At 56.7% G+C, this 23,471-nt stretch carries 22 protein-coding genes and 1 tRNA gene; 12 read left to right on the top strand and 11 right to left on the bottom strand.

Annotated elements, in window-relative coordinates:
• The first annotated feature begins 106 nt into the window (after positions 1–106).
• Positions 107–958, top strand: a complete 852-nt coding sequence (locus ACR0IO_RS21840; RefSeq protein WP_480744759.1) for a LysR substrate-binding domain-containing protein — start codon at positions 107–109, stop codon at positions 956–958.
• Here ACR0IO_RS21840 and ACR0IO_RS21835 read toward each other — a convergent pair.
• A complete protein-coding gene (locus ACR0IO_RS21835; protein WP_480744757.1) occupies positions 949–1,851 on the bottom strand; it encodes a LysR family transcriptional regulator in 903 nt (300 codons plus the stop codon). The genes ACR0IO_RS21840 and ACR0IO_RS21835 overlap by 10 nt on opposite strands.
• A 75-nt stretch (positions 1,852–1,926) precedes the next feature.
• Between ACR0IO_RS21835 and ACR0IO_RS21830 the strand changes: the two genes are divergently transcribed.
• From ACR0IO_RS21830 to ACR0IO_RS21810, 5 genes are all read left to right on the top strand, one after another.
• Positions 1,927–5,139, top strand: a complete 3,213-nt coding sequence (locus ACR0IO_RS21830) for a reductive dehalogenase (RefSeq protein ID WP_480744755.1) — start codon at positions 1,927–1,929, stop codon at positions 5,137–5,139.
• Between the two features lie 128 nt (positions 5,140–5,267).
• Positions 5,268–6,134, top strand: a complete 867-nt coding sequence (locus ACR0IO_RS21825) for an FAD binding domain-containing protein (protein WP_480744752.1) — start codon at positions 5,268–5,270, stop codon at positions 6,132–6,134.
• Entirely contained in the window at positions 6,131–6,610 is a 480-nt protein-coding gene (locus tag ACR0IO_RS21820; protein ID WP_480744750.1) for a (2Fe-2S)-binding protein, read from the top strand. The genes ACR0IO_RS21825 and ACR0IO_RS21820 overlap by 4 nt, the downstream gene beginning before the upstream one ends.
• A complete protein-coding gene (locus ACR0IO_RS21815; protein WP_480744748.1) occupies positions 6,610–8,868 on the top strand; it encodes a xanthine dehydrogenase family protein molybdopterin-binding subunit in 2,259 nt (752 codons plus the stop codon). Before ACR0IO_RS21820 ends, ACR0IO_RS21815 begins: the two co-directional genes overlap by 1 nt.
• The gene (locus ACR0IO_RS21810; protein WP_155142993.1) at positions 8,861–9,106 is read left to right on the top strand and encodes a MoaD/ThiS family protein; all 246 of its coding nucleotides are present in this window, start codon (positions 8,861–8,863) and stop codon (positions 9,104–9,106) included. The genes ACR0IO_RS21815 and ACR0IO_RS21810 overlap by 8 nt, the downstream gene beginning before the upstream one ends.
• A gap of 799 nt (positions 9,107–9,905) precedes the next feature.
• Here ACR0IO_RS21810 and ACR0IO_RS21805 read toward each other — a convergent pair.
• Positions 9,906–9,981, bottom strand: a tRNA-Val gene (locus ACR0IO_RS21805).
• 250 nt (positions 9,982–10,231) lie between these two features.
• On the opposite strand from ACR0IO_RS21805, the gene modA reads away from it, so the two are divergent.
• From modA to modC, 3 genes are read left to right on the top strand one after another with little or no spacing between them, the layout of a single operon-like run.
• Complete coding sequence (modA, locus tag ACR0IO_RS21800; protein ID WP_480744745.1) at positions 10,232–11,011, top strand: molybdate ABC transporter substrate-binding protein; 780 nt, start codon at positions 10,232–10,234, stop codon at positions 11,009–11,011.
• A complete protein-coding gene (gene modB, locus ACR0IO_RS21795) occupies positions 11,011–11,703 on the top strand; it encodes a molybdate ABC transporter permease subunit (RefSeq protein WP_480744743.1) in 693 nt (230 codons plus the stop codon). The genes modA and modB overlap by 1 nt, the downstream gene beginning before the upstream one ends.
• Positions 11,700–12,806 carry a molybdenum ABC transporter ATP-binding protein gene (gene modC / locus ACR0IO_RS21790; RefSeq protein ID WP_480744739.1) on the top strand — a complete coding sequence of 369 codons (1,107 nt, stop codon included), beginning with the start codon at positions 11,700–11,702 and terminating at the stop codon, positions 12,804–12,806. The genes modB and modC overlap by 4 nt, the downstream gene beginning before the upstream one ends.
• A gap of 2 nt (positions 12,807–12,808) precedes the next feature.
• Here the strand turns inward: modC and ACR0IO_RS21785 are convergent, their stop codons facing one another.
• On the bottom strand, positions 12,809–13,717 hold the full coding sequence (locus ACR0IO_RS21785; protein ID WP_480744737.1) for a Hint domain-containing protein: 909 nt from the start codon (positions 13,715–13,717) through the stop codon (positions 12,809–12,811).
• A 1-nt stretch (position 13,718) separates the two neighbouring features.
• Entirely contained in the window at positions 13,719–14,234 is a 516-nt protein-coding gene (locus tag ACR0IO_RS21780; protein WP_254436940.1) for a toxin-activating lysine-acyltransferase, read from the bottom strand.
• A 186-nt stretch (positions 14,235–14,420) separates the two neighbouring features.
• Here ACR0IO_RS21780 and ACR0IO_RS21775 point away from each other — a divergent pair, with 186 nt between their 5' ends.
• Positions 14,421–14,819 (top strand): hypothetical protein, encoded by a 399-nt coding sequence (locus ACR0IO_RS21775; protein ID WP_367646994.1) that lies wholly within the window; start codon positions 14,421–14,423, stop codon positions 14,817–14,819.
• 9 nt (positions 14,820–14,828) lie between these two features.
• On the opposite strand, the gene hemF is transcribed toward ACR0IO_RS21775, so the two are convergent.
• Genes hemF through clpS form a run of 4 tightly spaced genes read right to left on the bottom strand, consistent with a single transcriptional unit; the run spans position 14,829 to position 17,914 of the window.
• A complete protein-coding gene (gene hemF, locus ACR0IO_RS21770) occupies positions 14,829–15,713 on the bottom strand; it encodes an oxygen-dependent coproporphyrinogen oxidase (RefSeq protein WP_480744734.1) in 885 nt (294 codons plus the stop codon).
• A gap of 5 nt (positions 15,714–15,718) precedes the next feature.
• Complete coding sequence (locus tag ACR0IO_RS21765; protein WP_480744731.1) at positions 15,719–16,519, bottom strand: SDR family NAD(P)-dependent oxidoreductase; 801 nt, start codon at positions 16,517–16,519, stop codon at positions 15,719–15,721.
• A 37-nt stretch (positions 16,520–16,556) separates the two neighbouring features.
• The gene (locus tag ACR0IO_RS21760) at positions 16,557–17,522 is read right to left on the bottom strand and encodes a class I SAM-dependent methyltransferase (RefSeq protein WP_480744729.1); all 966 of its coding nucleotides are present in this window, start codon (positions 17,520–17,522) and stop codon (positions 16,557–16,559) included.
• Between the two features lie 50 nt (positions 17,523–17,572).
• Positions 17,573–17,914 (bottom strand): ATP-dependent Clp protease adapter ClpS, encoded by a 342-nt coding sequence (gene clpS / locus ACR0IO_RS21755; RefSeq protein ID WP_480744727.1) that lies wholly within the window; start codon positions 17,912–17,914, stop codon positions 17,573–17,575.
• Positions 17,915–18,006: 92 nt separating this feature from the next.
• On the opposite strand from clpS, the gene ACR0IO_RS21750 reads away from it, so the two are divergent.
• A complete protein-coding gene (locus tag ACR0IO_RS21750) occupies positions 18,007–18,708 on the top strand; it encodes an HAD family hydrolase (RefSeq protein ID WP_480744725.1) in 702 nt (233 codons plus the stop codon).
• 281 nt (positions 18,709–18,989) lie between these two features.
• Complete coding sequence (locus ACR0IO_RS21745) at positions 18,990–20,390, top strand: D-alanyl-D-alanine carboxypeptidase family protein (RefSeq protein ID WP_480744848.1); 1,401 nt, start codon at positions 18,990–18,992, stop codon at positions 20,388–20,390.
• A gap of 70 nt (positions 20,391–20,460) precedes the next feature.
• Here ACR0IO_RS21745 and ACR0IO_RS21740 read toward each other — a convergent pair whose 3' ends face one another.
• The 3 genes from ACR0IO_RS21740 to ACR0IO_RS21730 are packed head-to-tail and all read right to left on the bottom strand — an operon-like array spanning position 20,461 to position 22,979.
• Positions 20,461–21,222, bottom strand: coding sequence for a LamB/YcsF family protein (locus ACR0IO_RS21740; RefSeq protein WP_155143003.1), 762 nt, complete (start codon positions 21,220–21,222; stop codon positions 20,461–20,463).
• A 12-nt stretch (positions 21,223–21,234) separates the two neighbouring features.
• The gene (locus ACR0IO_RS21735) at positions 21,235–22,233 is read right to left on the bottom strand and encodes a 5-oxoprolinase subunit C family protein (RefSeq protein WP_480744722.1); all 999 of its coding nucleotides are present in this window, start codon (positions 22,231–22,233) and stop codon (positions 21,235–21,237) included.
• A complete protein-coding gene (locus tag ACR0IO_RS21730; RefSeq protein WP_480744720.1) occupies positions 22,230–22,979 on the bottom strand; it encodes a 5-oxoprolinase subunit B family protein in 750 nt (249 codons plus the stop codon). Before ACR0IO_RS21730 ends, ACR0IO_RS21735 begins: the two co-directional genes overlap by 4 nt.
• Positions 22,980–23,471 lie beyond the last annotated feature (492 nt).

Below are 23,471 nucleotides of genomic sequence, written 5' to 3'. Positions count from 1 at the left end.
TCTCCATTAAACCATTAAAGGTCTGCAGTCAAAATGTGCATTCCGGGTGGGTTTGACCAATCAGTTCTCCTGCCTCTATGCTGTAGAAAATCTACTGCTTAGTGTCATGATCGCTCTTCCCCCACTCAACGCCATACGTGCCTTTGAAGCATCCGCCCGACATCTCAACTTTCGCCTGGCCGCAGAAGAGCTTGGGGTTACTCAAGGTGCGGTCGCCCAACAGGTGCGCGCGCTGGAGGCAAGGCTGGGGCAACAGCTATTTGATCGCTTGCCACGCGGATTGCGGCTGACTGAGGCGGGTCGCCGCTTCCATTCCCCGTTGCGCAGAGCCTTTCGCCTGATCGAAGAGGCTGTCGAAGATCTGTCGGATAACCGAAAGATTGCGATATCTGTGACGCCAAGCTTTGCCTCGAAATGGCTGGTACCACGAATATCGGATTTCACGGCAAAACACCCGGACATCTCGGTTCAGGTGGACGCGCGGGAACGTATTGCTGACTTCCAAAGTGACGGAATCGATATTGCCGTTCGCCAAAGCAGGGCACCATTCGCTGCTGATCTTGAAGCCACACCGTTGTTCACCTCTGCGTTTGTCGTGGTTTGTAATCCTGAACTTGCACAGAGCGTATCGCAGCCGTCTGAGCTGATGGATCATCTGCTGCTCAGCGACTCGCATGGTCTGTGGCCATTGTTTCTTGAACGGGCAGGCGTAGTTGGCAGACCGCGAATGATGAGTTTCAGTCAAACCAGCCTTGCAATAGATGCGGCAATCTCGGGTCAGGGGTTTGCGCTGGCGAATGAGCCGCTTGTGGCATCCGAGCTTGCATCGGGCGATTTGGTGCAGCCGTTGCCAGAAGTGCTGCTGGAAGACCTCGAGTTTTTTGTCGTTAATCCCAAAAAACCACGGCAGCCGGAATTGGTGCGATTGATGCGCGAGTGGCTTGTTTCTCAGGCCTGAAGATCTGCCGTGATCGCCTCGATGCGTTTGCGTAGCCATCGATGTGCCGGGTCATTTGTCGAACGCTGATGCCAGACCATGTAGATCGAAACAGGTTCACACGCGAAAGGTAGCGGCGCGCAATCCAGTGACGCCAATGGGCCGTTCTTCATCAATGCCGTGTCGGTCGAAATCAGGTCGCTGCCTTTTACGAAGGATGGGATCGCGTTGAAATTTGGCAGTGTTACGGTCGCGGGGCGGATCTGACTTTGATCGACGCCACGCATCACGGCCCTTGCATTGCGTCCATCTGCAAAGCGCACTTCGACATGTTCACTTTCACAATAAGATCGCCAGTTGTCTGGCGGCGCGCGCCGGTCGCCATCGTAGAAAACCATGAGCGGACTGGTGATAAGGAGCTTCTGAAATATGTCCGGGCCGTCCGGTGGCAGAGGCGTCAACATCAGCTGGCATCTGTCACTACGCAAAATGTCAGCGGACGGTACACCTGACGGGATGAAGCCCAGTTTCAGCCTTACCCCATCGGCACGTGCCGTCCGCAAAAGTTCCGGAAATACCAACTCGCGCGGCATGTCGTTAGTGGCGATCTGGACGCTGATCTCTTCTGACAGGGGGTCGAAAGGCCGCCCTTCCATCAAGGCGCGCAGACCATCCAGTACGTGTTGAACCGGTTCTTTCAGCGACAGGGCGCGTTCGGTCGGGGTCAGCCCCTGACCCGAGCGGACAAACAGTGGGTCGCCCAGAACCAGTCTGAGCTTCGCCAGCGTATGGCTGATTGCCGATTGCGTGACGCCCAGTCGGTCTGCAGCTTTTGATACCGAACTCTCTTCGAGGATCGTCAGAAAGGTGCGCAGGACTTTGCCATCGAGGTCAGTAAAATCAGTTTTGTTCATATCATATATGACTAGTCATGAGTGGTTTTGTTGTCCACCGGGCTATAGGTGACTGTCATCCAAAGGAGGCGCGCGATGGGGATCCGCTTTTTCTCAGACAAAAACCGTCCGGTTCATATGGGGTCATATCCGCTGGAGCGACTGGCGCGTCAGTCCGATATGCCGGATCTTGGCACGGTGCCATCTATGCCCGACCTTAGCTTTCATCGCCCTGAGCAACCCGAAAGCATCGTAAACGCGATGGGTGAGTTTCAGGCCATGATGGATGCAATCCGAGACGGATTTGTAAATACGGTGATGTCTGAGGTCCCCGCAGATCCGCTTGAGCGGGCAAACCATCTGAAGGCCTTTGGGTATTTCAATGATGCCTCGATGATTGGATGTGGGCCCCTGCCAACCCAGGCGCTGCTGGACACACCGCGCCGGAACCCGGATATCGACCGGCTGGCCCATGCGCTGAGGACGCGTCAAACCAAAACGCTGGCTTCTGGCATCGATGTGATCATGGCCGATCTGAAAGAAAGCATGGAGGCGACGCCGGGTTCGATCGACACACATCGTCATGCCATCGTATTTCTGTATGAACACAACCGAGATCCCGATCCATCTGAGCCTGGCGCGGATTGGATACTGGATGCTCAGGATCATCGGGCGTGTCTGCTAGCGACTGAAAACGCCGTCGTCATTGCCAATTACATTCGCCTGCTTGGCTTTGATGCACGGGCACATACCGCCATGTCGTCAGAAGTTGACCTGGGCAAACTTGCCGTGGCTGCCGGGCTGGTATCGTCAGAGGTTGATGGGCTGGTCGCACCTTGGTTAGGGCGGCGATTTGGTTTGGCGGCAGTCACGACCGAGATGGATATCGCCCACGACCTGCCGCTGGCCCCGATGGCGCAACAGCCCTGGTTTCGAACGCAAGGCCCGGCCTGGTGGCTGGGGGCAGGATTTGCCAAGAATGCCCTGAACCGCGATCCCTACGCTAAGCGACGATACATGGATGGCGCGCATCCGTTTGAGAACCTCAAACGTGTCGACGATCCGACCACTTACATCGACGAAGCAAATGTCGCGCGGGTACCCAAGCGCGCCGATATGTTCGCGCGCGCCCAGTTCGGCGATATGGGTAAGACACTGCAGGACAGCGCCAAGGGTGGTTATTATGTGCGCAAGGCGGCGCCCAGCTTTGCACAGCGTCGGGCCTTGGGGGCGTTTGTCCTGTTGCAGGATGGCGAAAGCGCCGAGGTCAGCAAGCCCGGAAATTACGAGCGTAATGCCGCGAACCTCAAGGCAGCAAGCTATTTTCTGGGTGTTGATGCCGTTGGCCTCAGCCGTTGCCCGGAATGGAGCTGGTATTCTCACGACGCGACGGGGGAAGAGATTGTACCACCCCATGATCAGGCGATCAGCATGATCATTGATCAGGGCTATGAAACCATGGAAGGCGCCTCGGGTGACGACTGGATCAGTGTTGCGCAATCCATGCGGGCTTATCTGCGGTTCTCGCTGCTGGGCGGCGTGATTGCTCAGCAGATCCGCAATCTCGGCTACAAGGCCAAGGCGCATACGGTGATGGATGGTGAAGTGCTGCAACCACCACTGTTGCTGCTCAGCGGATTGGGAGAGGTCTCGCGCATTGGTGAGGTGATCCTGAATCCCTATTTGGGCCCACGCCTCAAATCCGGCGTCGTGACAACCGACATGCCGATGGAACATGACAAACCGATTGATTTCGGCCTGCAGAGCTTTTGTGAAAGCTGCAATAAATGCGCACGCGAATGCCCTTCGGGTGCGATCACCGCTGGACCGAAACTGATGTTCAACGGCTACGAAATCTGGAAATCCGACAGCCAGAAATGTGCCACCTACAGGATCACCACGCCGGGGGGCGCGATGTGTGGACGCTGCATGAAAACCTGTCCGTGGAACCTCGAAGGTATTTTCAAGGAACGCCCGTTCCGTTGGGCGGCGATGAACATTCCGTCTGCAGCTCCGGTTCTGGCGAAGCTGGACGATGCCGTTGGCAACGGTGGGCTGAACGATACCAAGAAATGGTGGTGGGATCTGGAGGTGCAGTCAGACGGTGCCTATCGACCGACAGAGCAGCCGCTGAACCGGCGCGATCTGCAAAGGGATCTGGATCTGAAATATGAAGATCAGACACTGGCAGTCTACCCGGCATATCTCGCCCCACATCCTTGGCCTTATCCATTTGCGATGGATCGCGAAGCTGGAATTGCCGCTTACGAGGCGATGGTCACTGCGGACGAATACAGATCCCGCGTAGCGGCAGGCGATATGTCAGTTGTTCATCGATACCAGATTGCTGGCGATGCACCGGTAATGCGGGTGGAGCTGACCAAAGTCGATAAGATGACCGCTGATGTGACCAAGTATGAGTTCTCGGCGATGAACGGTGCCCCGCTTCCGGAATGGACGGCAGGGGCGCATCTGGACGTGCTGGTGGCGCCGGAATTTCTGCGACAGTATTCAATGTCGGGTGATCCGTCTGATCGCAGCACATACCAGATTGGCGTGTTGCGAGAGGATGAAGGCCGCGGTGGATCGGCATTGCTGCACCGTATCTTCAACGAAGGGCGCAAGGTCTTCATCTCGAAACCCATCAACCATTTTGATCTGGATGAAACTGCTGCAAAGACGTTCCTGATGGGGGGCGGTATCGGCATCACCCCGATGATTGCTTTTGCGCATCGCCTGTATGCGCTGGGCAAAGATTTTGAACTGCACTATTCTGCCAGCACACGACAGGGAGCCGGTTACCTGGATGACCTTGCCTCTATGCCGTGGGCCGATCGCGTACACTATCATTTCTCGGATGAAGGTACCCGTGCGGATTTGGATGTTGTTCTGTCAGGGTATCAGCCGGGATGGCATGTCTACACCTGCGGGCCCGATCGCTATATGGATGGAGTCATCCAGGCCGCTGAAAAGCAGGGTTTCCCGGACGAAGCGCGACATCTTGAGTATTTCTCAGTTCCGGAGCAGCCGGAATATGAGAATCATCCGTTTACGCTCAGGCTCAATCAATCGGGTCGCGAGCTTCCAGTGCCAGCCGATAAGGACGCAGCACAGGTACTGAATGAGGCGGGCATACATGTGGATGTCAAATGTGCAGACGGGATTTGCGGTGTCTGTAAATGCGGCGTGATTTCCGGTGAGATTGAGCATCGCGACTTTGTCCTTTCCAATAAACAGCGCGAAGGTGCGATGATCCTGTGTCAGAGTCGCGCTGCCGAAGCCGGGGGCGTGGTCGAGATCGATCTTTGAGCTTGGTCAGGAAACGACATTTCGGCTGTGAAAATTTGGTCGCTCCTGCCATGGACGCGGCAGGGTTGCTGCACTAACGTCCACCTCGAACCCCAGTGAACCCTGACCAACAGGCGCGAGGTAAATTCATGGACTATCACAGCCCCGCCAGTTTCGCCGAGGCATCGGCTCTGGCAGCGAACGCGACGGGCGTAACAAGATTTCTGGCAGGCGGCACCGATGTTCTGGTGCAGTTGCGATCAGAACTTGTGACGCCTGATACGCTTATCGACATCAAGAAAATCAACGGTGTATCGGATATCACCCGCAATGCAGACGGCAGCTGGACACTGGGTGTCGCGGCTACGGGGGCAGAGATGAGCGAACATGCCGAGTTGGCTAGTGATTGGCCCGGAGTAGTCGAGGCGATGGATCTGATCGGTTCGACACAGGTTCAGGGGCGTGCAACCCTGACCGGTAATCTGTGCAATGCCTCACCGGCTGCTGATTCCGTACCGGCGATGGTGGCGGCCGGGGTGACCGTTACGGTGACCGGCCCCGACGGCACACGCGAGGTCGCTGTCGAAGATATTCCCACCGCCCCGGGCCGCACCTCGCTGGCCAAAAGCGAGTTGATATCTGCTGTGAACATTCCGGCGCGCGGCGCAAATGGTGGCGATGCGTATCTGCGCTTCATCCCACGCACCGAGATGGACATTGCTGTCGTCGGCGTTGGGGTGAACCTGCGTCTGGATGGGGATACAATCGCTGAAGCCCGAGTATCACTGGGTGCGGTTGCGCCGACTGTCTTGCTGGTTGACGAATGCGCCAAGGCGATCATCGGCACCACGCTTGATGACGCAGCGCTTGAAACTTTGGCTGCGGCTGCTTCAGCAGCCTGCAACCCGATCAACGACAAGCGCGGTACTGTTGAATTCCGTACCGAAGTTGCAGGTGTGCTTACCAAGCGCGCCGCAAAGATTGCCTATACCCGTGCGAAGGGAGAGCAAGCATGAGCAAGTTCCACGTAGCCACGACTGTGAACGGAGATACGGTCGAATATCTGTGCGATCCACGCGAAACCCTGCTGGATTGTCTGCGCGACAAGCTGAACCTGACCGGCGCCAAGGAAGGCTGCGGAACCGGGGATTGCGGGGCCTGTTCGGTCACGGTTGATGGCCGTCTGGTGTGTTCCTGCCTGATGCTGGGGGTTGAGGCCGAGGGCAAGCAGATCGAAACGGTCGAAGGCATCTCCGATGGCGATGTTCTGCACCCGCTGCAGAAGAACTTTATCGAACATGCAGCTCTTCAGTGTGGCGTTTGCACCCCCGGTGTTCTGGTCGCGGCCAAATCGCTGTTGGAAAAGAATCCCAACCCGACCGAGGAAGAAGCGCGTTACTGGCTGGCGGGCAATCTTTGCCGTTGCACCGGGTACGACAAGATTATCCGCGCCGTGATGGATACGGCTGCTGAACTGCGGGAGGCTTCGTAATGGCACTCGATGATCGCAAATCAGATTTCAAATTTGTAGGAACACGCCCTGACCGTCCTGATGGCCTGGACAAGGTGACCGGCCGTGCCAAGTTCGGAGCGGATGCCTATGCGCCCGGCATGTTGCACGGTGCCATTCTGCGCTCACCCCACGCACATGCACGTATCATCAGTATCGATACTTCGCGGGCCGAAGCGCACAAGGATGTGAAAGCCGTCGTCACCCGTGCAGATTTTTCCGACAAGGTTGAGTTCAAGCCCGGTCTCGAAGGCGAGTTCTGGAACGTTCTGGAAAACGTCATGGCGGGCGAAAAGGCGCTGTATGACGGCCATGCCGTGGCAGCAATTGCAGCGACTTCGGCGTTGGCCGCGCGGGACGCGCTCAAGCTGATTGAAGTGGAATACGAAGTCCTGCCTCATGTGACCGATGTGGACAAGGCAATGGAACCCGACGCGCCGGTCATCCGCGAAGGCGCGGCCGATTACTCGGTTCCCGAAGGGATGCATCCAAATGTCGTGCGTTACCATGAAAGTGGTCATGGCGATGTCGAAGCCGGATTTGCTGAGGCCGATCTGGTTATTGAAGACAGCTTTGTCACCGAGGCAACGCACCAAGGTTATATCGAGCCTCATGCCTGCCTTGCGACGCTGGGCAATGACGGCAAAGGTGAGTTGTGGTGTACAACGCAGGGACACTGGATTGCGCAGAAAACCTGTGCTGCTCTGCTGGGAATTGAGACCTCGCAGCTCCGTGTGACCGCATCTGAAATTGGTGGCGGATTTGGCGGCAAGACCACAGTTTTTATCGAACCCGTTGCTCTGGCCCTGTCCCGCAAGGCAAATCGCCCGGTCAAGATCGTCATGAACCGCTCCGAAGTGTTCCGTGCGACCGGACCGACCGCATCGGCTTCGATGGACGTCAAAATCGGCATGAAGAAGGATGGCACGATAACTGCTGCGCAAGGCGTATTCCGCCTGCAAGGCGGGGCCTTCCCGGGTGCACCCGGCGATATGACCGCTATGTGCGCCTTTGCGCCCTACAACCTGACCAATGTACGGCAGGTAGGTTATGACGTGATGTCCAACCGTCCCAAACAGGCCGCGTATCGTGCGCCTGGTGCGCCAATGGGCGCGTTTGCAGTGGAATCGGTTCTGGATGAGCTGTGCAACAAGCTGGGGCTCGATCCGGTGGATGTGCGTCTGAAAAACGCGGCACATGAAGGAACCAAAGCCAGCTATGGCCCACGGTATGAACGTATCGGGCTTGTTGAAACGCTGGAGGCCGCCAAGGCGCATCCGCATTACTCAGCACCGCTTAAACCGGGGCAGGGGCGCGGCATTTCCTGCGGCTTCTGGTTCAACCACGGGGGTGAGACATCAGTCTCGTTAGCACTGTCTGAGGATGGTTCTGCACAGTTGATGGTCGGTACGCCGGATATTGGTGGTTCGCGCGCCTCAATGGCACTGATGGCAGCCGAGGTGCTGGGCATCCCTTATGAGAACATCCGTGTAACGGTCGCGGACACCGCAACGCTGGGCTATAACGACGTATCCCATGGCAGCCGCGTGACCTATGCCAGTGGTTTGGCGACAATCAAGGCCGCGCGTAGTGCTGTCGAAAAGCTCTGCGAACGGGCGGCGGCCAAATGGGGTATCCCTGCCGACGCGGTGAAATGGGAAAACGGCCATGCCGTGCCTTCTGGCCCGAATGCAGGTGACTTCGATCCCATGCCGCTGGCTGATATCACCGCAGACATGGGTTCAACGGGTGGGCCGATCTCGGGACATTTTGAGGCTACCCCGGAAGGCGCAGGCGTCTCTTTCGGTACGCATATTGTCGATGCCGAGGTTGATCCAGAAACCGGCAAAACCAGCGTAACCCGCTACACCGTCATTCAGGATGCAGGTAAGGCGATCCACCCAGACTACGTCGAGGGGCAATATCAGGGTGGTGCCGCACAGGGCATCGGCTGGGCGCTCAACGAAGAGTATGTCTATGGGGATGATGGTCGCTTGCAGAACTCGATCTTCCTCGACTACCGCATCCCTGTCGCCAGCGACCTGCCAATGATCGACACGGTGATTGTAGAGGTGCCCAACCCGGGCCATCCATTCGGCGTACGAGGTGTGGGTGAAACCGGCATCGTGCCGCCGCTGGCAGCGATCGCTAACGCGGTGTCCAATGCTGCAGGTGTCCGCATGCGGCAGTTGCCAATGTCCCCACCACGTATCCTTGCTGCGCTGAAGGAAGATGGTTGAGGTTCACCTTTGGTCTGGCCTCCGGTCTTTGACCGGGGGCAAGCAGGTGGTCGAGGTCGAGGCCGCCACGACAGGAGAATTGCTGCGTGCTTTGGTGCGGGTTTATCCACAGTTGCAGGCCCCGATCGACGCGGGTGTTTCCGTAGCCATCGACGGGCGCATCATCGCCAGCGGCTTGTCAGAGCCGATCCCGGAAGGGGCTGAGATTTATCTGATGCAAAGGCTTCGGGGCGGATAGATTGGTCGAATTTTGTTAAGTCGGGGGAGAGCTGTGTACAGCAGTTTGGAATGCCAACACGCTCTCACCCCTGATCCCGCCGAAGTACCCCCTCGTTAAAAAAACACCAACAAACAGCTCGGCGGGGTTGATCTCATATGTATTGCAATATTGGCATAAGTATTGCGAGAACTTGTCATATATTTGTGACTTTCTAAATTTCTCGCCGTAAATCGCATGCCCCAATGACGCTCGCGGATGTGTAGGACAGGTTCCTGGCCGCGAACTGTCCACATAAAGAAGCCTCACAAAGCCTGTCACTTAACCGACAAGTTCATGATCGAGCGTCTCTTACAAAACGCTCAGCACAGTGCTGAACGGGACGGCGTGTCACCCGGCGATTGCTAATTGTCTTAGCTCCACTTCTCTGGGCGCCACCAATAGGCGCTAGGTTTAGAGAGAAGGTGAGGCGGGCGCCAAAACAACGGCCATTCGAGAACTATTGATCATCGCCGCTTTGGATTTCGGATCAAAGGTATTCGCCGCACCCACTCGCGACGCAACCTGTTCGGGTGGGGGCTAAGATCTGTGCGACATCCTGAGATCGATGAACGCTGCAATGCGGAGCTGGTGGTATACCTACACCGGTCAGGATTCTTGAGAATCGCCGATTGAGTTGGACAAAGCCAGTATAGTGAGCATTGAAAAGCCGTGTTCCTTTGCCAAGGAATAGCGGGAAAGTGCAATATGATGAGTAGTACGCTGCCAAACATCCTGTGGCGCGATATCTACTAGCGGATTGATTTTCAATGAAAGTCGATGGTGGGTGATGAGAGACTCGAACTCCCGACATCTTCGGTGTAAACGAAGCGCTCTACCAACTGAGCTAATCACCCGTGAGGGGGGATTTAGCCAAGCCTGAGGGCGGGCGCAAGAGGGTCAGGCACAAATTCTTGCACAAGTTTTGCATAAAATAACTGATTGCGGGTTTGTGCCAGTGAATGTGTCCGCAATTTGCGCCCGAACCATCGGGATGTGCTGTTTTTTCCGCCGCATACACCTTTGTGTTCCGCAAATGACCTTGCTTGTGCCCGGCTGCCTCCGATATTCCCTGAGAAAGTTACTTTCCTAACGGGAGAGCACAGGATGCAGCCCGGCGCATGCCGCCATCTGTTCGCAATGCTGTCGATTTGCGCTTTGGCCTTGTTCCCGATTCGGGCAGCAGCCGAAGAAATTCTGGTATTTGCAGCGGCCAGTCTGAAAACCGCGCTGGATGAGATTGCCGCAGATTTTGAAGAACAATCGGGGCAAGGCGTCACGATCTCTTACGCGGCATCATCGGTTCTGGCACGCCAGATACAGCTTGGTGCCCCTGCGAATGTGTTCATCTCGGCCAATGTCGAATGGATGGATTATCTTGAGGATCACGACCGGATCGATGCTGATTCCCGGATTGATCTGCTAAGCAACGGTTTGGTGTTGATTGGCGGTTCGGGTCAGTCGGACCCTGGCGAACTCAGCGCGGATTATGACCTGCAATCAGAGTTGAAGGGTGGCTATCTGGCGATGGCCCTTGTCGATGCCGTGCCGGCAGGGATCTATGGAAAGACAGCTTTACAGAATCTGGGCCTTTGGGATGGTGTTCAAGGCAAAGTCGCGCAGGCAGACAATGTTCGTGCAGCTCTTGCGTTGGTTGCCACCGGGGCGTCACCTCTGGGCATCGTTTACCGTTCTGATGCGCAGGCAGAGGAACAGGTCCGTGTTGTTGGGACGATCCCCTCCGGGTCCCATGCACCGATCATTTATCCGGCGGCACTTACGAAATCCGGCGCATCGGATGCACAGGACTTTCTGAGCTATCTGCAGTCCGAAGAAGCGCAGGCCGTCTTTCTGGAGCAGGGGTTTTCTCTGCCGGGTGCGCAATAATGGGGTGGCTTGGCCCTGCAGAGCTGGAAGCGCTGAGGCTTTCGCTGCGCGTATCCTTCTGGGCGACGCTCGCAACGCTCCCGTTGGGAATATTTGTGGCCTATGCCCTTGCTCGATGGCGGTTCCCAGGGCGGCAACTGTTGAACGGTCTTGTGCACCTGCCGTTGATCCTTCCTCCTGTAGTGACAGGCTATCTGTTGCTTTTGACATTTGGTGTGCAGGGACCGTTAGGGAAACTTCTGGCGGAAATCGGCATCGTTGTTGCCTTCCGTTGGACCGGAGCTGCGCTTGCAGCAGGGATCATGGCATTTCCGCTGATGGTGAGGGCGATCCGGCTGTCGATCGAAGCGGTCGACCCCAAGCTTGAACAGGCTGGTGCTACCCTTGGGGCCTCGCAACCGTTTGTCTTTGCCACCGTGACCTTACCCATGATTCTGCCGGGGATCATTGCTGGTGCGATCCTCGCTTTCGCCAAGGCGATGGGTGAGTTTGGGGCGACCATCACATTCGTGTCGAACATACCGGGTCAAACGCAGACATTACCTTCGGCTGTCTATGCCTTCTTGCAGGTGCCGGGAGGGGAGGCGGCGGCGACCCGGCTGGTCATCATTTCCATTATCATTGCGATGGGTGCCTTGCTGCTGTCTGAGTATGTTGGTCGGCGTGCGGCTGCGCGGGTGGCCGGATCATGAGCTTATCCGTCCGTTTGAAACACAGCCTGCCGGGGATCGAACTGGATCTGAGTTTTGATGCACCGCCTGGCGTAACGGTTCTATTCGGACGATCCGGTTCGGGTAAGACGACGATCGTTGATGCGGTCGCCGGATTGCTGCGAACACAGGCAGGTCGGGTTGCCGTAGATGACTGGGTTCTTTTCGACACCGATAAAGGATTGTGGCTGCCACCGCATCGGCGGCGTCTGGGATATATCTTTCAGGAAGGTAGGCTGTTTCCGCATTTGACGGTTCGCCAAAATCTGGCATTCGGGCGCTGGTTCGCGCCCAGAAATGCGCAACGCGAAAACCCGGACAAAGTTATCGAAATGCTGGGGATTGGTCATCTTCTGGACCGCCGCCCCGCTAAACTGTCGGGCGGTGAGAAACAAAGGGTGGCGATTGGTCGTGCCTTACTGGCCAGCCCCCGCCTAATTTTGGCAGATGAGCCTTTGGCAGCGCTGGATGATGCCCGAAAGGCGGAAATCCTCCCTTATTTCGAGCGACTGAGGGACGAAGTGTCAGTTCCGATCCTTTATGTCACGCATTCGGCCGCAGAAGTTGCGCGGTTGGCTACTTCGGTAGTGGCGCTGCAGGACGGAAAGGCTCTGCGTCATGGTCCGGCGTCCGAGGTGTTGGCTGACCCCTCCGTCGCTCCTGCGGGTGTTCGAGCAGTAGGTGCGGTGTTGCGGGTTAAGGTTGTGGAACATCATGCGGACGGGCTGACCGAGCTTGAGGCAGGGGGTAGCCGTTTGTTCCTGCCAAAGATTCCGCATCGCGTTGGGGAACAGTTGCGTATCCGCATTCCGGCCCAAGAGGTCATTCTGTCAGATCGAAAACCGGAAGGTCTGTCGGCGCTGAATGTGTTGGAAGGAACAGTCGATACGATCCGGGCAGGCGAAGGGCCGGGGGCAATCGTGTCGGTTCAAACGCCGGCTGGTGCCATACTGGCGCGCGTGACACGCCGTTCGGTTTCGGCGCTCGGGCTTGCGCCCGGTCGCTCTTGTTATGCGGTTATCAAGACGGTCGCGCTGGCCCCGCAGGATGTTGGCGGGCGCGTTGCTGCGAACGGGCAGGCCTGATCTCAGGCCAGTGCCCGCGCTTCGTGTTCACGCAGAATGACCCGCGCTGCGCGCCCAAAGCTCATTCCGTCAGAAGCTGGCCGGTCAGGAAAGATCTCGGCCAGTTCCTGCAACCCATCCGACGATAGTGTGTGCAGCGCTTCTTCGCCCAGAAACAAACTCTCGGCCGGGGCGCCTTCGGCCATCAGGATTTCGTGACGATCCAGCAGGATATGCATGTATTCAACTGGCGTATCCGATATATCGACGGAAATCCCGGGCCACGAGCACAAGTGCTTGGCAGCAACCAGAGCTTCGGATGCGCCAAACAACAGCTCAACTTTGGGGCCACGGACTAGGACACGGTGCTGCTGCGACACGAGCAAATCACGCTTTGGCAAGCCGGGGCCAAGACTTCCTGCAGCAATTCGAACCGGTCGCATCGCCGGGTTTGCGCGTAGGTGTTCAGCACTCATCTGACTGCCTTCGATCCAACGGATCGGTTGCAAACCGTGATCTTCGGTGACGACAAGATCGCCTACGCGCAAGTTTTCGATGAGACACGGGCCGTCCCGCGCATTTATCAGCGTGCCTGCGGTGAAGCAGACGCCTTCAATGGTGATTGTGATTTGCTGCGTTTGGATGTCCTCAACCGGGAAGCCAAACACGCTGACAACTGCAGTTACCTGCACGGTGAACGTGTCGGTAACGATCTCTCCATTGTCCAGATCATCAAAGAAAGTAGGATCAACGGTATAGGTCCATTCTCCGGTCGCAGGATCAATGGTCGCTGTGCCGAATGCAGGCGGCGTTTGAATTTCCCAGTCCTGAGAAATGATCGGGAACCCGCTGGTTATGCCCAGATCACCGTCCGCAACATTCGGTGGGTCACCGGTTACCGAACCTGTTGTGTCGCCGATGATTGAGACCATTCTAGGATCCTTCCTCTTTCAGCGCCTGTGCGAACTCCTTTTTCTTATACAGCCGCATATGTACTTCGCCTGCGTCGTCCCGGGTCCATTCAACGATCCTGTTCCGGGTCAGATCGCTATCCATTCTGTTGGTTCGGACGCGCGGATGGGGGATTTCACGTTTGAGAATATCCACCATCTGGCTGGTCTGTCCAAACGGGGCAACAAGATCGACAATCCAGAATGAAGATCCGCTTGTGAAATCCGTGTCTGTCAACGCTTTTTCCTGAACCGCATATTTGTATTCGGCATCGGGGCTGAGGCCGGCAAAGGTAACGAACCCGCGGGGAAAACCGTTCTGACGAAAGATATGATACTGGCCCAGTCGAAGAGGTGTTTCAAAGGCATACAGAACCTGAGCAAGGCTGCGCTTTTGATGCGTTTTGGTCAGTCCGGCAAGATAAAACAAAGCACCGAAATCCGCGTATTTCTCGGGCGAAATATCGAACCAGTCCTTTGGAAACGTCTTGCTCAACATGCACCTCAACAAACAAACATATCGCGATGTTAGCGCGCAAATTGTTGAAATGATAGCTTTTTGGCTGAGCGCGATTTGGGTCAATGACCCTTGCTCGTGGCCTGTCCGGCTTTACTCACCCGGCGCGCCATCTATTATCGATCTCAAACAAGAATTCTTGGGATTGGATTTATTATGAACCGCTTGGTGAAGATAAGCACTTTGATCTCGCTGATTTTGGTACCGGGATTTGCGTCCGCCATAGGGTTTGGCGTCGGCATACGGCCCGCCTACCAGACAACGGTTACTCCGATGGATGGCGGTGTTTACGAAGTGGCAACCAGCGGTAGCACCGCGCCCGTCACCTATTGGTGCGGGATCGGCGATTTTGCCATCCGCACCCTCAGAACGTCTGCCACGCAGCGCATCTATATCTACAGGGCATATGAGCCTGGCGTGCGGACGGTCCAGTTCTCCCTGACACCGCCGGCCGGGGCTGACACAAGTCCAGGCTATTCTGTCACCGTCAAACGGGTAGGGGCGAACATGACGGCTGCGTCTGCGCAGGGGTATTGCTACGACAACTTCATGGATCTGGGTTTCTGAGCCCGAGGTTCAGACCCATTTGGCCAGAGGTGGCAGGCTCATCAGAACCGCGTCCGGATCGTGTCCGGTTTCCAGCCCGAATTTGGTGCCCCGGTCATAGACAAGGTTGTATTCGGCATAGAGGCCACGGTGCACCAGTTGCGTGTTCTTGTCGTCTTCGCCGAAGCCCTGAACTCGGCGCTTTTCGACGAGGGGCAGGAAGGCCGGCAGAAACGCACGCCCGATATCCTGCGTCAGCGCAAAGTCGGCCTGCCAGTCCCCGGTGCAATAGTCGTCCATGAATATGCCGCCAACTCCACGTGCTCGCTTGCGGTGCGGGATGTAGAAATACTCGTCAGCCCATTCCTTCAGACGCGGGTAGTGGCCGGGGCCATGCGGATCCAGATGCGCCTTTTGCGTCGTGTGGAAATGCGCTGTGTCGTCATCATACTCGATGCACGGGTTCAGGTCGGACCCGCCGCCAAACCACCAGGCATGGGGGGTCCAGAACATACGCGTGTTCATGTGGACCGCCGGGACATGCGGATTCTGCATATGCGCGACCAGACTGATCCCCGAGGCCCAGAACCTTGGGTCATCCTTCATGCCCGGAATGCCCTTGCGCGCAGCCATTGCTTGCTGGGCGCGCTCACCCAGTGTTCCATAAACGGTCGAGACATTGACACCGACCTTCTCGAATACACGTCCACCGCGCATCACCGACATTAGTCCGCCGCCTGCGTCCGAACCGTCATCGGATTGGCGTCTGGTTTCCTTGACTTCGAACCGGCCGGGCTTTGCGTCCGAGAACGGTCCAGCCTCGTGGCTGTCTTCAAGCACTTCAAAGGCGGTGACGATGTCATCGCGCAGCTCACGGAACCAGGCTGCAGCAGTGGCTTTTTCAGTTTCAAACATGGGTCTTAATGTGCAGGGGCAGCGACCGGGTCCAGCAGGGTGCGGCCGCCGTCGATTGTCAGGATTTGTCCGGTCATGAAACCCGCCGCGTCCGAGGCCAGGAATTGTGCGGTTTCAACCAGTTCATTGGGCGCAGCGATACGCGCCAACGGTGTGTGCTTTTCGATATCGTCCCGGAAATCCCGGTTCTCTTTCAGGGTGGATTGCAATGATGCGCTCATTACCGAACCCAGAGCGATTGAGTTCACGCGAATCCGGTTCGGGGCCAGGGCAACAGCCAAAGACCTGGTCATCTGATCCAGAGCTGCTGTTGAAACCGAATAGGCCATCAGGTCCGGATGAGTGCGACGCGCGGCAATTGAGGACAGATTGATGATGGAACCGGCTGGGTTTTCATCATTGTCACCAGCCTGCTTGATCATACGCTTCGAAACCAGCTGGCTCAGCCGCAAGGCCGGCATGAGGTTCTGGTTTAGCAGGGTGCGAACCGAGTCGTCCTCCATGTCCAGCGGATCAGAGGGTATGACCTGCCGGGCACCGTTGATCAGAATATCGACCTGATCGAAGGCGTCCAATGTCGCTGAAAGCAGGTTCGCGATTGTCAGCTTTTCACGAAGATCGCCTGCAAAATAGCGGATATTGCTGTCATCGGCCTGTTCACCCAACTCTTCAAGCAGGCGCTTTTCATCCATGTCGGCGAACATGACGTTAGCCCCGGCATCCGCAAAGTGACGCCCAATGGCCAGGCCGATCCCATTTGCTCCGCCGGTAACGATTGCTGTTTTGCCAGCTATGGAAAAGGACATTCGAATCCTCCTGAGTTGTGGCGCAGGTTAGCGGGCCTTATCGCCGAGGGCGAGAGGCATGAAAAACCTTGAACCGATTGTCTCCGGCTACCTCATCGACCTGCGCAAACATGTCGCTCAGGGTTGCTTCGTAGGGCAGGTGGCGGTTGGCCACCATCCACAGGTGACCCGAACGGACCAGATTGCGCGCTGCCGCGCTGATGAACCCCTGTCCAAGTGCCGGGTCAGCACTGCGGGATGTGTGGAACGGTGGGTTCATGATGACGGTATCTATCGGTTCCGGAGCGTTCCATGTGACGGCATCTGCCCAATAAAACTGGGCACGAGAATCTGTCACGTTGGCGCGCGCACAATCCAGGGCGGTATGGTCTGCCTCGACCAGATGCAATGCACGGATGCTGTCGTCCTTCAGCAAACCTGCTGACAAATATCCCCATCCGGCGCCCAGATCGGCGACCCGCGAACCCAACTTTTCGGGTAAGGCTTCCAGTAACAGAGCAGAGGCCGGATCGATCCCATCCGCAGAAAACACGCCGGGAGCAGTCTGAAACCCATCCGCCTGCTGCGTTTCTGCTGCGGCCCAATCGGAGAACGCCGCTGGGTCGGATTGAAACCAGAAGATTTTGCCGTGGGCCTTGGCAATGGGTCCTTCAACTGGAACCCGCTTGCGAATGTCTTTCAGCAAACTGTCCACGCCATCGGTTTTTGCACCGTCCACGACGACAGTCCCACCGGCGCGGTGACACGCCTGATGCACCAGAGCACGGGCAAGCGCCTTGGCGCGAGGGAGAAAGACAATCGCATCCTGACAGGGGTCATCCGCTGAAGGCGTGGCTGCAAAACCCTGCGCCCCGAAATGATCGTGAAAAGGCTTGAAGGGTTGAACCACCTGCGTCTCGCGCGGCAATTCAGACAGGTCGTGATCTGGTGTGGGGGCCAAGACTGACACGGGCTGTGACAACGTCAGACCGCTTTCCAATGCAAGGCTGAGGCGAGGGGACATAGATAATTCCTGCAAAAGGTCTGGCGCGCGCTATCGCCCGCTCTGCCGCCTTACTCTTCCCGTTCCATTGTGCACTGAAGCGGATGTTGATGCCGACGCGCAAAATCCATCACCTGACCGACCTTGGTCTCGGCGATTTCGTGACTGAACACGCCCACGACGGCCACACCTTTTTTGTGCACCGTCAGCATGATTTCAAACGCCTGCGCATGCGTCATCGAGAAGAAACGCTCGAGAACGTGCACGACGAATTCCATCGGCGTGTAATCGTCGTTCAGCAGCAGAACTTTGTACAACGGAGGACGCTTGGTCTTGGGCTTCGTCTGAACAAGGATTGACGTATCGCCTTCCTCGTCCGACTTGTCAGACATCATCCACTGGGTTTCGAGCATTTCTAGTGAGTTTCCGATTCAAGCTTCGGTTTATCTGTTGGCTTATATAACGTCACCGTATCCAGAGGAAAGAGGGACTGGACGTAATCGGAATGGAAGACAAGCTGACCACCATAGGCTTCGATGCAGACGACACTCTTTGGCATAATGAGCGGTTTTTCCAGCTGACGCAGGCGTATTTCGCGGATCTGCTGGCCGATCATGCCGAGCGTGATCACCTGATGGATCGATTGCTTGCGGCGGAAAAGCGCAACATCCGGCACTACGGGTATGGAATCAAAGGCTTCACATTGTCGATGATCGAAACTGCGATCGAGGTGACTGAGGATAAGGTGCCTGCAGCCGTTATTCGCCAGTTGGTCGAGGCCGGGCAGGAGATGCTGGCCCATCCGATTGAACTGCTGCCCCATGCTCGGGAGGCGATCGAATCTGTCGCGCACTCGTATCGTGTGTTGCTGATAACCAAGGGAGATTTGATCGATCAGGAACGCAAGCTAGCGCAATCGGGTCTGGGTGAACTGTTTGATGAGGTCGAGATCGTCTCGGAAAAGACATCCGATTCGTATCGGACGATCTTTGAGCGCCACGGTGACGGGCCGGAGGCGTCGATGATGGTGGGTAACTCGGTGCGGTCGGACGTGGTTGCGCCGATACAGGCCGGGTGTTGGGGCGTTTACGTCCCGCACGGACTGGTATGGGAGATCGAGCACGCTGATGTTCCGGTTGATAATCCCAGATTTCGCGAACTGCGGAATCTGGGTGGTCTAGCATCGCTTGTTCGGGAGATTCCCTGATCTGTTGCGCAATGGTCTCAGTTTTGAAAAATTCGAAATCCCACTACGCCTTGTTTTCGGCAATATCGCCTGTTTGGTAGGTCACGCATGCTCAATCGCCAGATATAGTGCTACCTGAAACGATAACATTGGTGTGGAAATTTCACCTTTCGGTTTATTTCGGCCACTCTCTGTGTTAGCCTGAACCATAATAAAACAAGATTAGCTGACCGGGAAAACCCGGCGGCGCGAGGCAGACAGAGGCAAAGATCGTGCAGATTCGGCGGACAGTTCCGGCCCGAATGGGCTTTATCCTTATAGCTATGCTATGGCTGCTAGTTCTGGCGCCATTGCAGGCTATCTCGGCACCTTATGCGGCGATGGTAATCGATGCGCGTACCGGAGAGGTATTGCATTCCCGCAATGCTGACACGCGGCTGCATCCGGCATCGCTGACAAAAATGATGACGCTCTACATCGCATTCGAAGCGGTGCGGAATGGCGAGATCACCCTGGACACACCGGTTCGTATTACCAAAAAGGCCTCATCCGAACCGCCGTCGAAACTGGGCTTGCGTACAGGGCAGACCATTGCATTTCGTTATCTGATCCGCGCTGCGGCCGTGAAATCGGCCAATGATGCGGCAACCGCAATCGGAATCGCGATCAGCGGATCCGAGGCCGCCTTTGCACGTCGTATGACCCGCACGGCCAAGGCGATGGGGATGAGCCGCACCACCTTCAAGAACGCGCATGGTCTGACTGAATCGGGCCATCTTTCGACCGCACGCGACATGACTACACTGGGCCGTCACCTGCTTTATGACTACCCGCAGTACTACAACCTGTTCTCGCGGCAATCGACTCATGCGGGTATCAAAACAGTTCCGAACACGAACCGCCGTCTGTTGGCAGCCTATAAAGGGGCGGACGGGATCAAGACTGGCTACACCCGTGCAGCCGGGTTCAATCTGGTTGCGTCGGCCAAGCGCAAGGATGAGCGCATCATCGCCACCGTCTTTGGTGGCAAATCTGGTGCTTCGCGCAACGCCAAAGTAGCTGAGTTGCTGGACCTGGGTTTCCGCCGCGCACCTTCGCGCGCACCGATCCGCAAACCGTCGCGCCCTGCTTATGCCGGCAACACCGGCCTTGGTGACGCGACCAAGATTGTGCGCCTGGTTGGCGCGCCCAAGAAAAGCTTGCGGCCAGTTTTGCGGCCCGGTGCCGGTGCAGGCCTTCAGGTTGCCAGCGCTGTTGCGGAAACCGCCGCCAAGAATGGCGCGCGTATTCAGGATGGTATTGCGGCCGCCATTGCGGCAGCTGATATAGCACCAACAGCCCCGCCTGTTGAAAATGCTGATACGCGACCCGCGCTGCGGCCTGACAATCTGGTGCTCGCATCAACCCAACCCGCCGAGCAGCCGGAACCCGAACAAGAGGTTGTAACACGCCTGTCTACGTCAGGCGGGCATCTGTGGGGCGTCAATGTAGGTCGCTACACAACCCGCTACGAGGCGGAAAAGATCTTGCTGAAAACCGCACTGTCAGAAATGACCACTCTGGAAGGGACACTACGCAAGGTGAATCAAAGCTCTCGTGGTTTCGAGGCGACTTTTCAGGGTATGACCCGCGAACAGGCAGATCTGGCCTGCCGCCGTCTTCAAGCGCGCAACGTTACCTGTTTCATGATCGGGCCATCATAAGGCCCGGCATTCTCTCCTGGATGGTGATTGGCTGCGAAAGGAATTTCGCAGCCCTTTTTTTGCTGCAAGACTACCGCGTGAATTTGGTAACCTCTACACCACCTGCAATCAGGTTTTCACGAACGGATTTTGCGATCTGAACTGCGGTTGGTCCGTCACCATGCAGACAGATCGTGTCGATCGAGGTTTCCAGCCGCTTACCGCTTTCGGTGATAATTGCACCTTCACGGACCATGTTCAGAATGCGCGGACCGGCAATCTCGGCATCATGAATCACCGCACCCGGCAGGCTGCGATCGACCAGGGTGCCGTCATCATTATAGGCGCGGTCGGCAAAAATCTCGCCCACCCATTTGCACCCCAGTTCGCGCACGGCCTCTTCCTGTTTGGTAACCGCCAGGACCATGATGATGATGTCCGGATCCACATCCAGCGCGCCCTGATAGCAGGCGCGCGCCATATCCACATCAACCGAGCACATGTTTGCCAGTGCTCCATGCAGTTTCAAATGGCGTACTTTTGTACCGACGGCCGTTGCCATACCCATGGCAGCGCCCAGTTGATATCGCACCAGATTCCGCAAACTGTCATGCGGCACTTTCATGTTGCGGCGTCCAAAGCCCTGGAGGTCCGGAAAACCGGGATGCGCGCCAATGCCGACCCCGTTTTCGGCTGCAGTGGTCATCGTCTTGGCCATCACATCCGGGTCACCCGCGTGGAAGCCGCAGGCGATGTTGGCGGAGGTGATGATTTTCAGCAGGCTTTCATCGTCCCCCATTTTCCAGGGGCCAAAACTTTCACCCATATCGGCATTCAGATCGACGCGAGGCATCGGCAAATCTCCTTAGTCGGTGGCAGAGATCACTCCGCCGATCAATTGGTAGGACAGCAGGTCCGGGATGTCATGTGGATCGCGCACCAATGCCTCGACCCGGTTTGGCAGGCGCGCAAGCTCTGCCCGATAGGCGGACTGAAGCGCCACGGCTTCTTCCAAGGTTACAAACTCAAACCGCAGGGTGCCACCTGCCGGTGTTTGCGCGGCGCGGGGCAGGTCACAGGGCAATACCGTGGCGATGCGGGGATAACCGCCGGTGGTCTGACATTCCGGAAGCAGGATGAACGGGTTCCCCGTTCCCGTCATTTGAATGTCTCCGGGCGTGATCACTTCGGACAGAATGTTCAACTGGCCTTTTGCGGCAAAGCCTTCGCCTTCGCTTTCCAGCTGCATGCCCATCCGATTAGCTCGAGCGCCGCGTTTAAACTCGGTGCTGGTAAAGCGATCCAGGGTGGTGTCGTCGAACAGGCCGGTCTGAAAACTTTTGACGACTCGTAGCAAGCCACCTGAAAACCGCTCGTCAGGGCGCAGTTTCATGCCCGTTTCTCCGGTATCGGTTCCTTTGGGAATGGTGTCACCTGGCTGTACTGCGCGACCGATCTTGGCGGTCAGATGGGTTGAGCGGGAACCCAGAAAGACCTTGGTATCAATCCCACCTCCAAGATGCAGATAGCCATAGTTACCTTGTAGCGTCGCCCCGATCACCAGTCGCTGTCCCTGCTCCAACAGGTGTGAGGCATTCCAGGCAATCGGACTGCCATCGATGCTTGCCTGCATCGGTGTACCGGTAAGGGCGACGCGGGTGTTTTGCGTCGCTTCGAACTCACCACCCATTCCCGCCATTTCCAGAGCTGCATGGCTCGGGCTCTGTCCCAGCAGCGCTGCCCCTTCTTGCAGGGCTGGAATGTCCGCTGCACCGGAACGGGACAATCCCTGATCCAGATACCCCGATCGACCCTGATCCTGAACAGTGCAAGCAGGGCCTATGCGATGAACGACCAGACTCATTCCGCAATCTCCTGACAGGTAGCGCCACCGGTGCCATCAGTGTTGTTGGCCTTAATGTGTTCCAGCTGTTCCTTTGAAATGGCTTCAAACTGCATTTCATCCCCCGGGTTCAGGGCAAAGCTCTGATCGCTATCCGGCTGAAAGCAGCGAAATGCCGTCTGGCCAACATGACGCCATCCTGTCGGGGTGGGGCCGGAGAACAAAACGAATTGAGAAATTGCCAGAACCAATGCGCCCTCAGGTACCATCGGTGTCAGTTCCTGCAGTCGGGGAATGTTGAACTCGGGACCCAGAGGTCCAAGATAAGGTTGACCTGGTGCAAAGCCGATCGTCAGTACACGTACCCGAGACTGCCCGAGCCGCTGGATCGCCTCGGCGGGTGACAGGCCAGCCGCTGCGGCGGCCTCTTCAAGTTGGGGGGCGAGGTCGGTGCCATAAACGGTCGGCACCCGCCACAGCTTACGCCCCGATGGAAGGGGGGCACTGTACCAATCCTGATGAGCCAGCAATCCGTGAACGCGGCTCTCTACATCACTATGAGGCAAAAGCTGGGGGTCGAACCTTATGTAGGTCGACGCGAGCGAAGCTGAGGTTTCGATCACACCTTTCCATTGTTGTCGTTCAACCTCTGCTCGAAACGCAAGCGCTGCTCGGTTCGAAGGTTCTGTCATCGTATCGGCGTAGGTCACAAGAATGCCGTCAAAGCCAACAGTCCGTACCAGTGGAAAGGGATCAGCAGGTGTCATTGTTGTTCTGCAGCCGGTTCAGTTTCGATTGTTCGGGAACCTGACCGCATCATTGTCGCGTGTGCAAGACATTGCCGCAGCAAGATACAAATTTATGAGCCAATGAGTACGTGCAGATCTATGGAGTGAACTCGACGGAGTATCCGAGCGTTGATTGTCATTTTCAGGGCTTTGGAATCGCAAGACTCGCTACGACTCGCCCAATCTGACTCGCGGCTTCTTGTGGGGCCTTTGCGTCGATCCTCTATATCTTGTGCTGATCCCTTTTCGTCCAATCTGATCAAGCTTAACTGTTGTGGGGTTAATCGTACTTTTGATGGTTATCGACTATCGTGACGCGGGTGTAACTTATTGTTTTATTTATACTTAAACGAAAAAAGCAAAAAAATCGCGCAGAACGTAATTTTCCACTTGCGGCTTTTGTTGGTTATCCTTAGAACCCCCTTCACCGGCGCTGCTGAGGCGGTGCTGACGGGTCGGAGAGACGGCCTG

Source organism: Ruegeria sp. CE12 (assembly GCF_056537525.1).
This window is presented reverse-complemented; position numbering and strand designations above follow the sequence as displayed.

Bases quoted from the DNA above. Each gene is read 5' to 3' on its own strand.
- ACR0IO_RS21765 (WP_480744731.1), bottom strand. From the start codon at position 16,519: ATGTCCTTTTCCATAGCTGGCAAAACAGCAATCGTTACCGGCGGAGCA.
- ACR0IO_RS21825 (WP_480744752.1), top strand. From the start codon at position 5,268: ATGGACTATCACAGCCCCGCCAGTTTCGCCGAGGCATCGGCTCTGGCA.
- modB (WP_480744743.1), top strand. From the start codon at position 11,011: ATGGGGTGGCTTGGCCCTGCAGAGCTGGAAGCGCTGAGGCTTTCGCTG.
- clpS (WP_480744727.1), bottom strand. From the start codon at position 17,914: ATGCTCGAAACCCAGTGGATGATGTCTGACAAGTCGGACGAGGAAGGC.
- ACR0IO_RS21815 (WP_480744748.1), top strand. From the start codon at position 6,610: ATGGCACTCGATGATCGCAAATCAGATTTCAAATTTGTAGGAACACGC.
- modA (WP_480744745.1), top strand. From the start codon at position 10,232: ATGCAGCCCGGCGCATGCCGCCATCTGTTCGCAATGCTGTCGATTTGC.
- ACR0IO_RS21745 (WP_480744848.1), top strand. From the start codon at position 18,990: ATGGGCTTTATCCTTATAGCTATGCTATGGCTGCTAGTTCTGGCGCCA.
- ACR0IO_RS21780 (WP_254436940.1), bottom strand. From the start codon at position 14,234: ATGTTGAGCAAGACGTTTCCAAAGGACTGGTTCGATATTTCGCCCGAG.
- ACR0IO_RS21750 (WP_480744725.1), top strand. From the start codon at position 18,007: ATGGAAGACAAGCTGACCACCATAGGCTTCGATGCAGACGACACTCTT.
- ACR0IO_RS21730 (WP_480744720.1), bottom strand. From the start codon at position 22,979: ATGACACCTGCTGATCCCTTTCCACTGGTACGGACTGTTGGCTTTGAC.
- ACR0IO_RS21740 (WP_155143003.1), bottom strand. From the start codon at position 21,222: ATGCCTCGCGTCGATCTGAATGCCGATATGGGTGAAAGTTTTGGCCCC.
- modC (WP_480744739.1), top strand. From the start codon at position 11,700: ATGAGCTTATCCGTCCGTTTGAAACACAGCCTGCCGGGGATCGAACTG.
- ACR0IO_RS21840 (WP_480744759.1), top strand. From the start codon at position 107: ATGATCGCTCTTCCCCCACTCAACGCCATACGTGCCTTTGAAGCATCC.
- ACR0IO_RS21810 (WP_155142993.1), top strand. From the start codon at position 8,861: ATGGTTGAGGTTCACCTTTGGTCTGGCCTCCGGTCTTTGACCGGGGGC.
- ACR0IO_RS21785 (WP_480744737.1), bottom strand. From the start codon at position 13,717: ATGGTCTCAATCATCGGCGACACAACAGGTTCGGTAACCGGTGACCCA.
- ACR0IO_RS21830 (WP_480744755.1), top strand. From the start codon at position 1,927: ATGGGGATCCGCTTTTTCTCAGACAAAAACCGTCCGGTTCATATGGGG.
- ACR0IO_RS21820 (WP_480744750.1), top strand. From the start codon at position 6,131: ATGAGCAAGTTCCACGTAGCCACGACTGTGAACGGAGATACGGTCGAA.
- ACR0IO_RS21735 (WP_480744722.1), bottom strand. From the start codon at position 22,233: ATGAGTCTGGTCGTTCATCGCATAGGCCCTGCTTGCACTGTTCAGGAT.
- hemF (WP_480744734.1), bottom strand. From the start codon at position 15,713: ATGTTTGAAACTGAAAAAGCCACTGCTGCAGCCTGGTTCCGTGAGCTG.
- ACR0IO_RS21835 (WP_480744757.1), bottom strand. From the start codon at position 1,851: ATGAACAAAACTGATTTTACTGACCTCGATGGCAAAGTCCTGCGCACC.
- ACR0IO_RS21760 (WP_480744729.1), bottom strand. From the start codon at position 17,522: ATGTCCCCTCGCCTCAGCCTTGCATTGGAAAGCGGTCTGACGTTGTCA.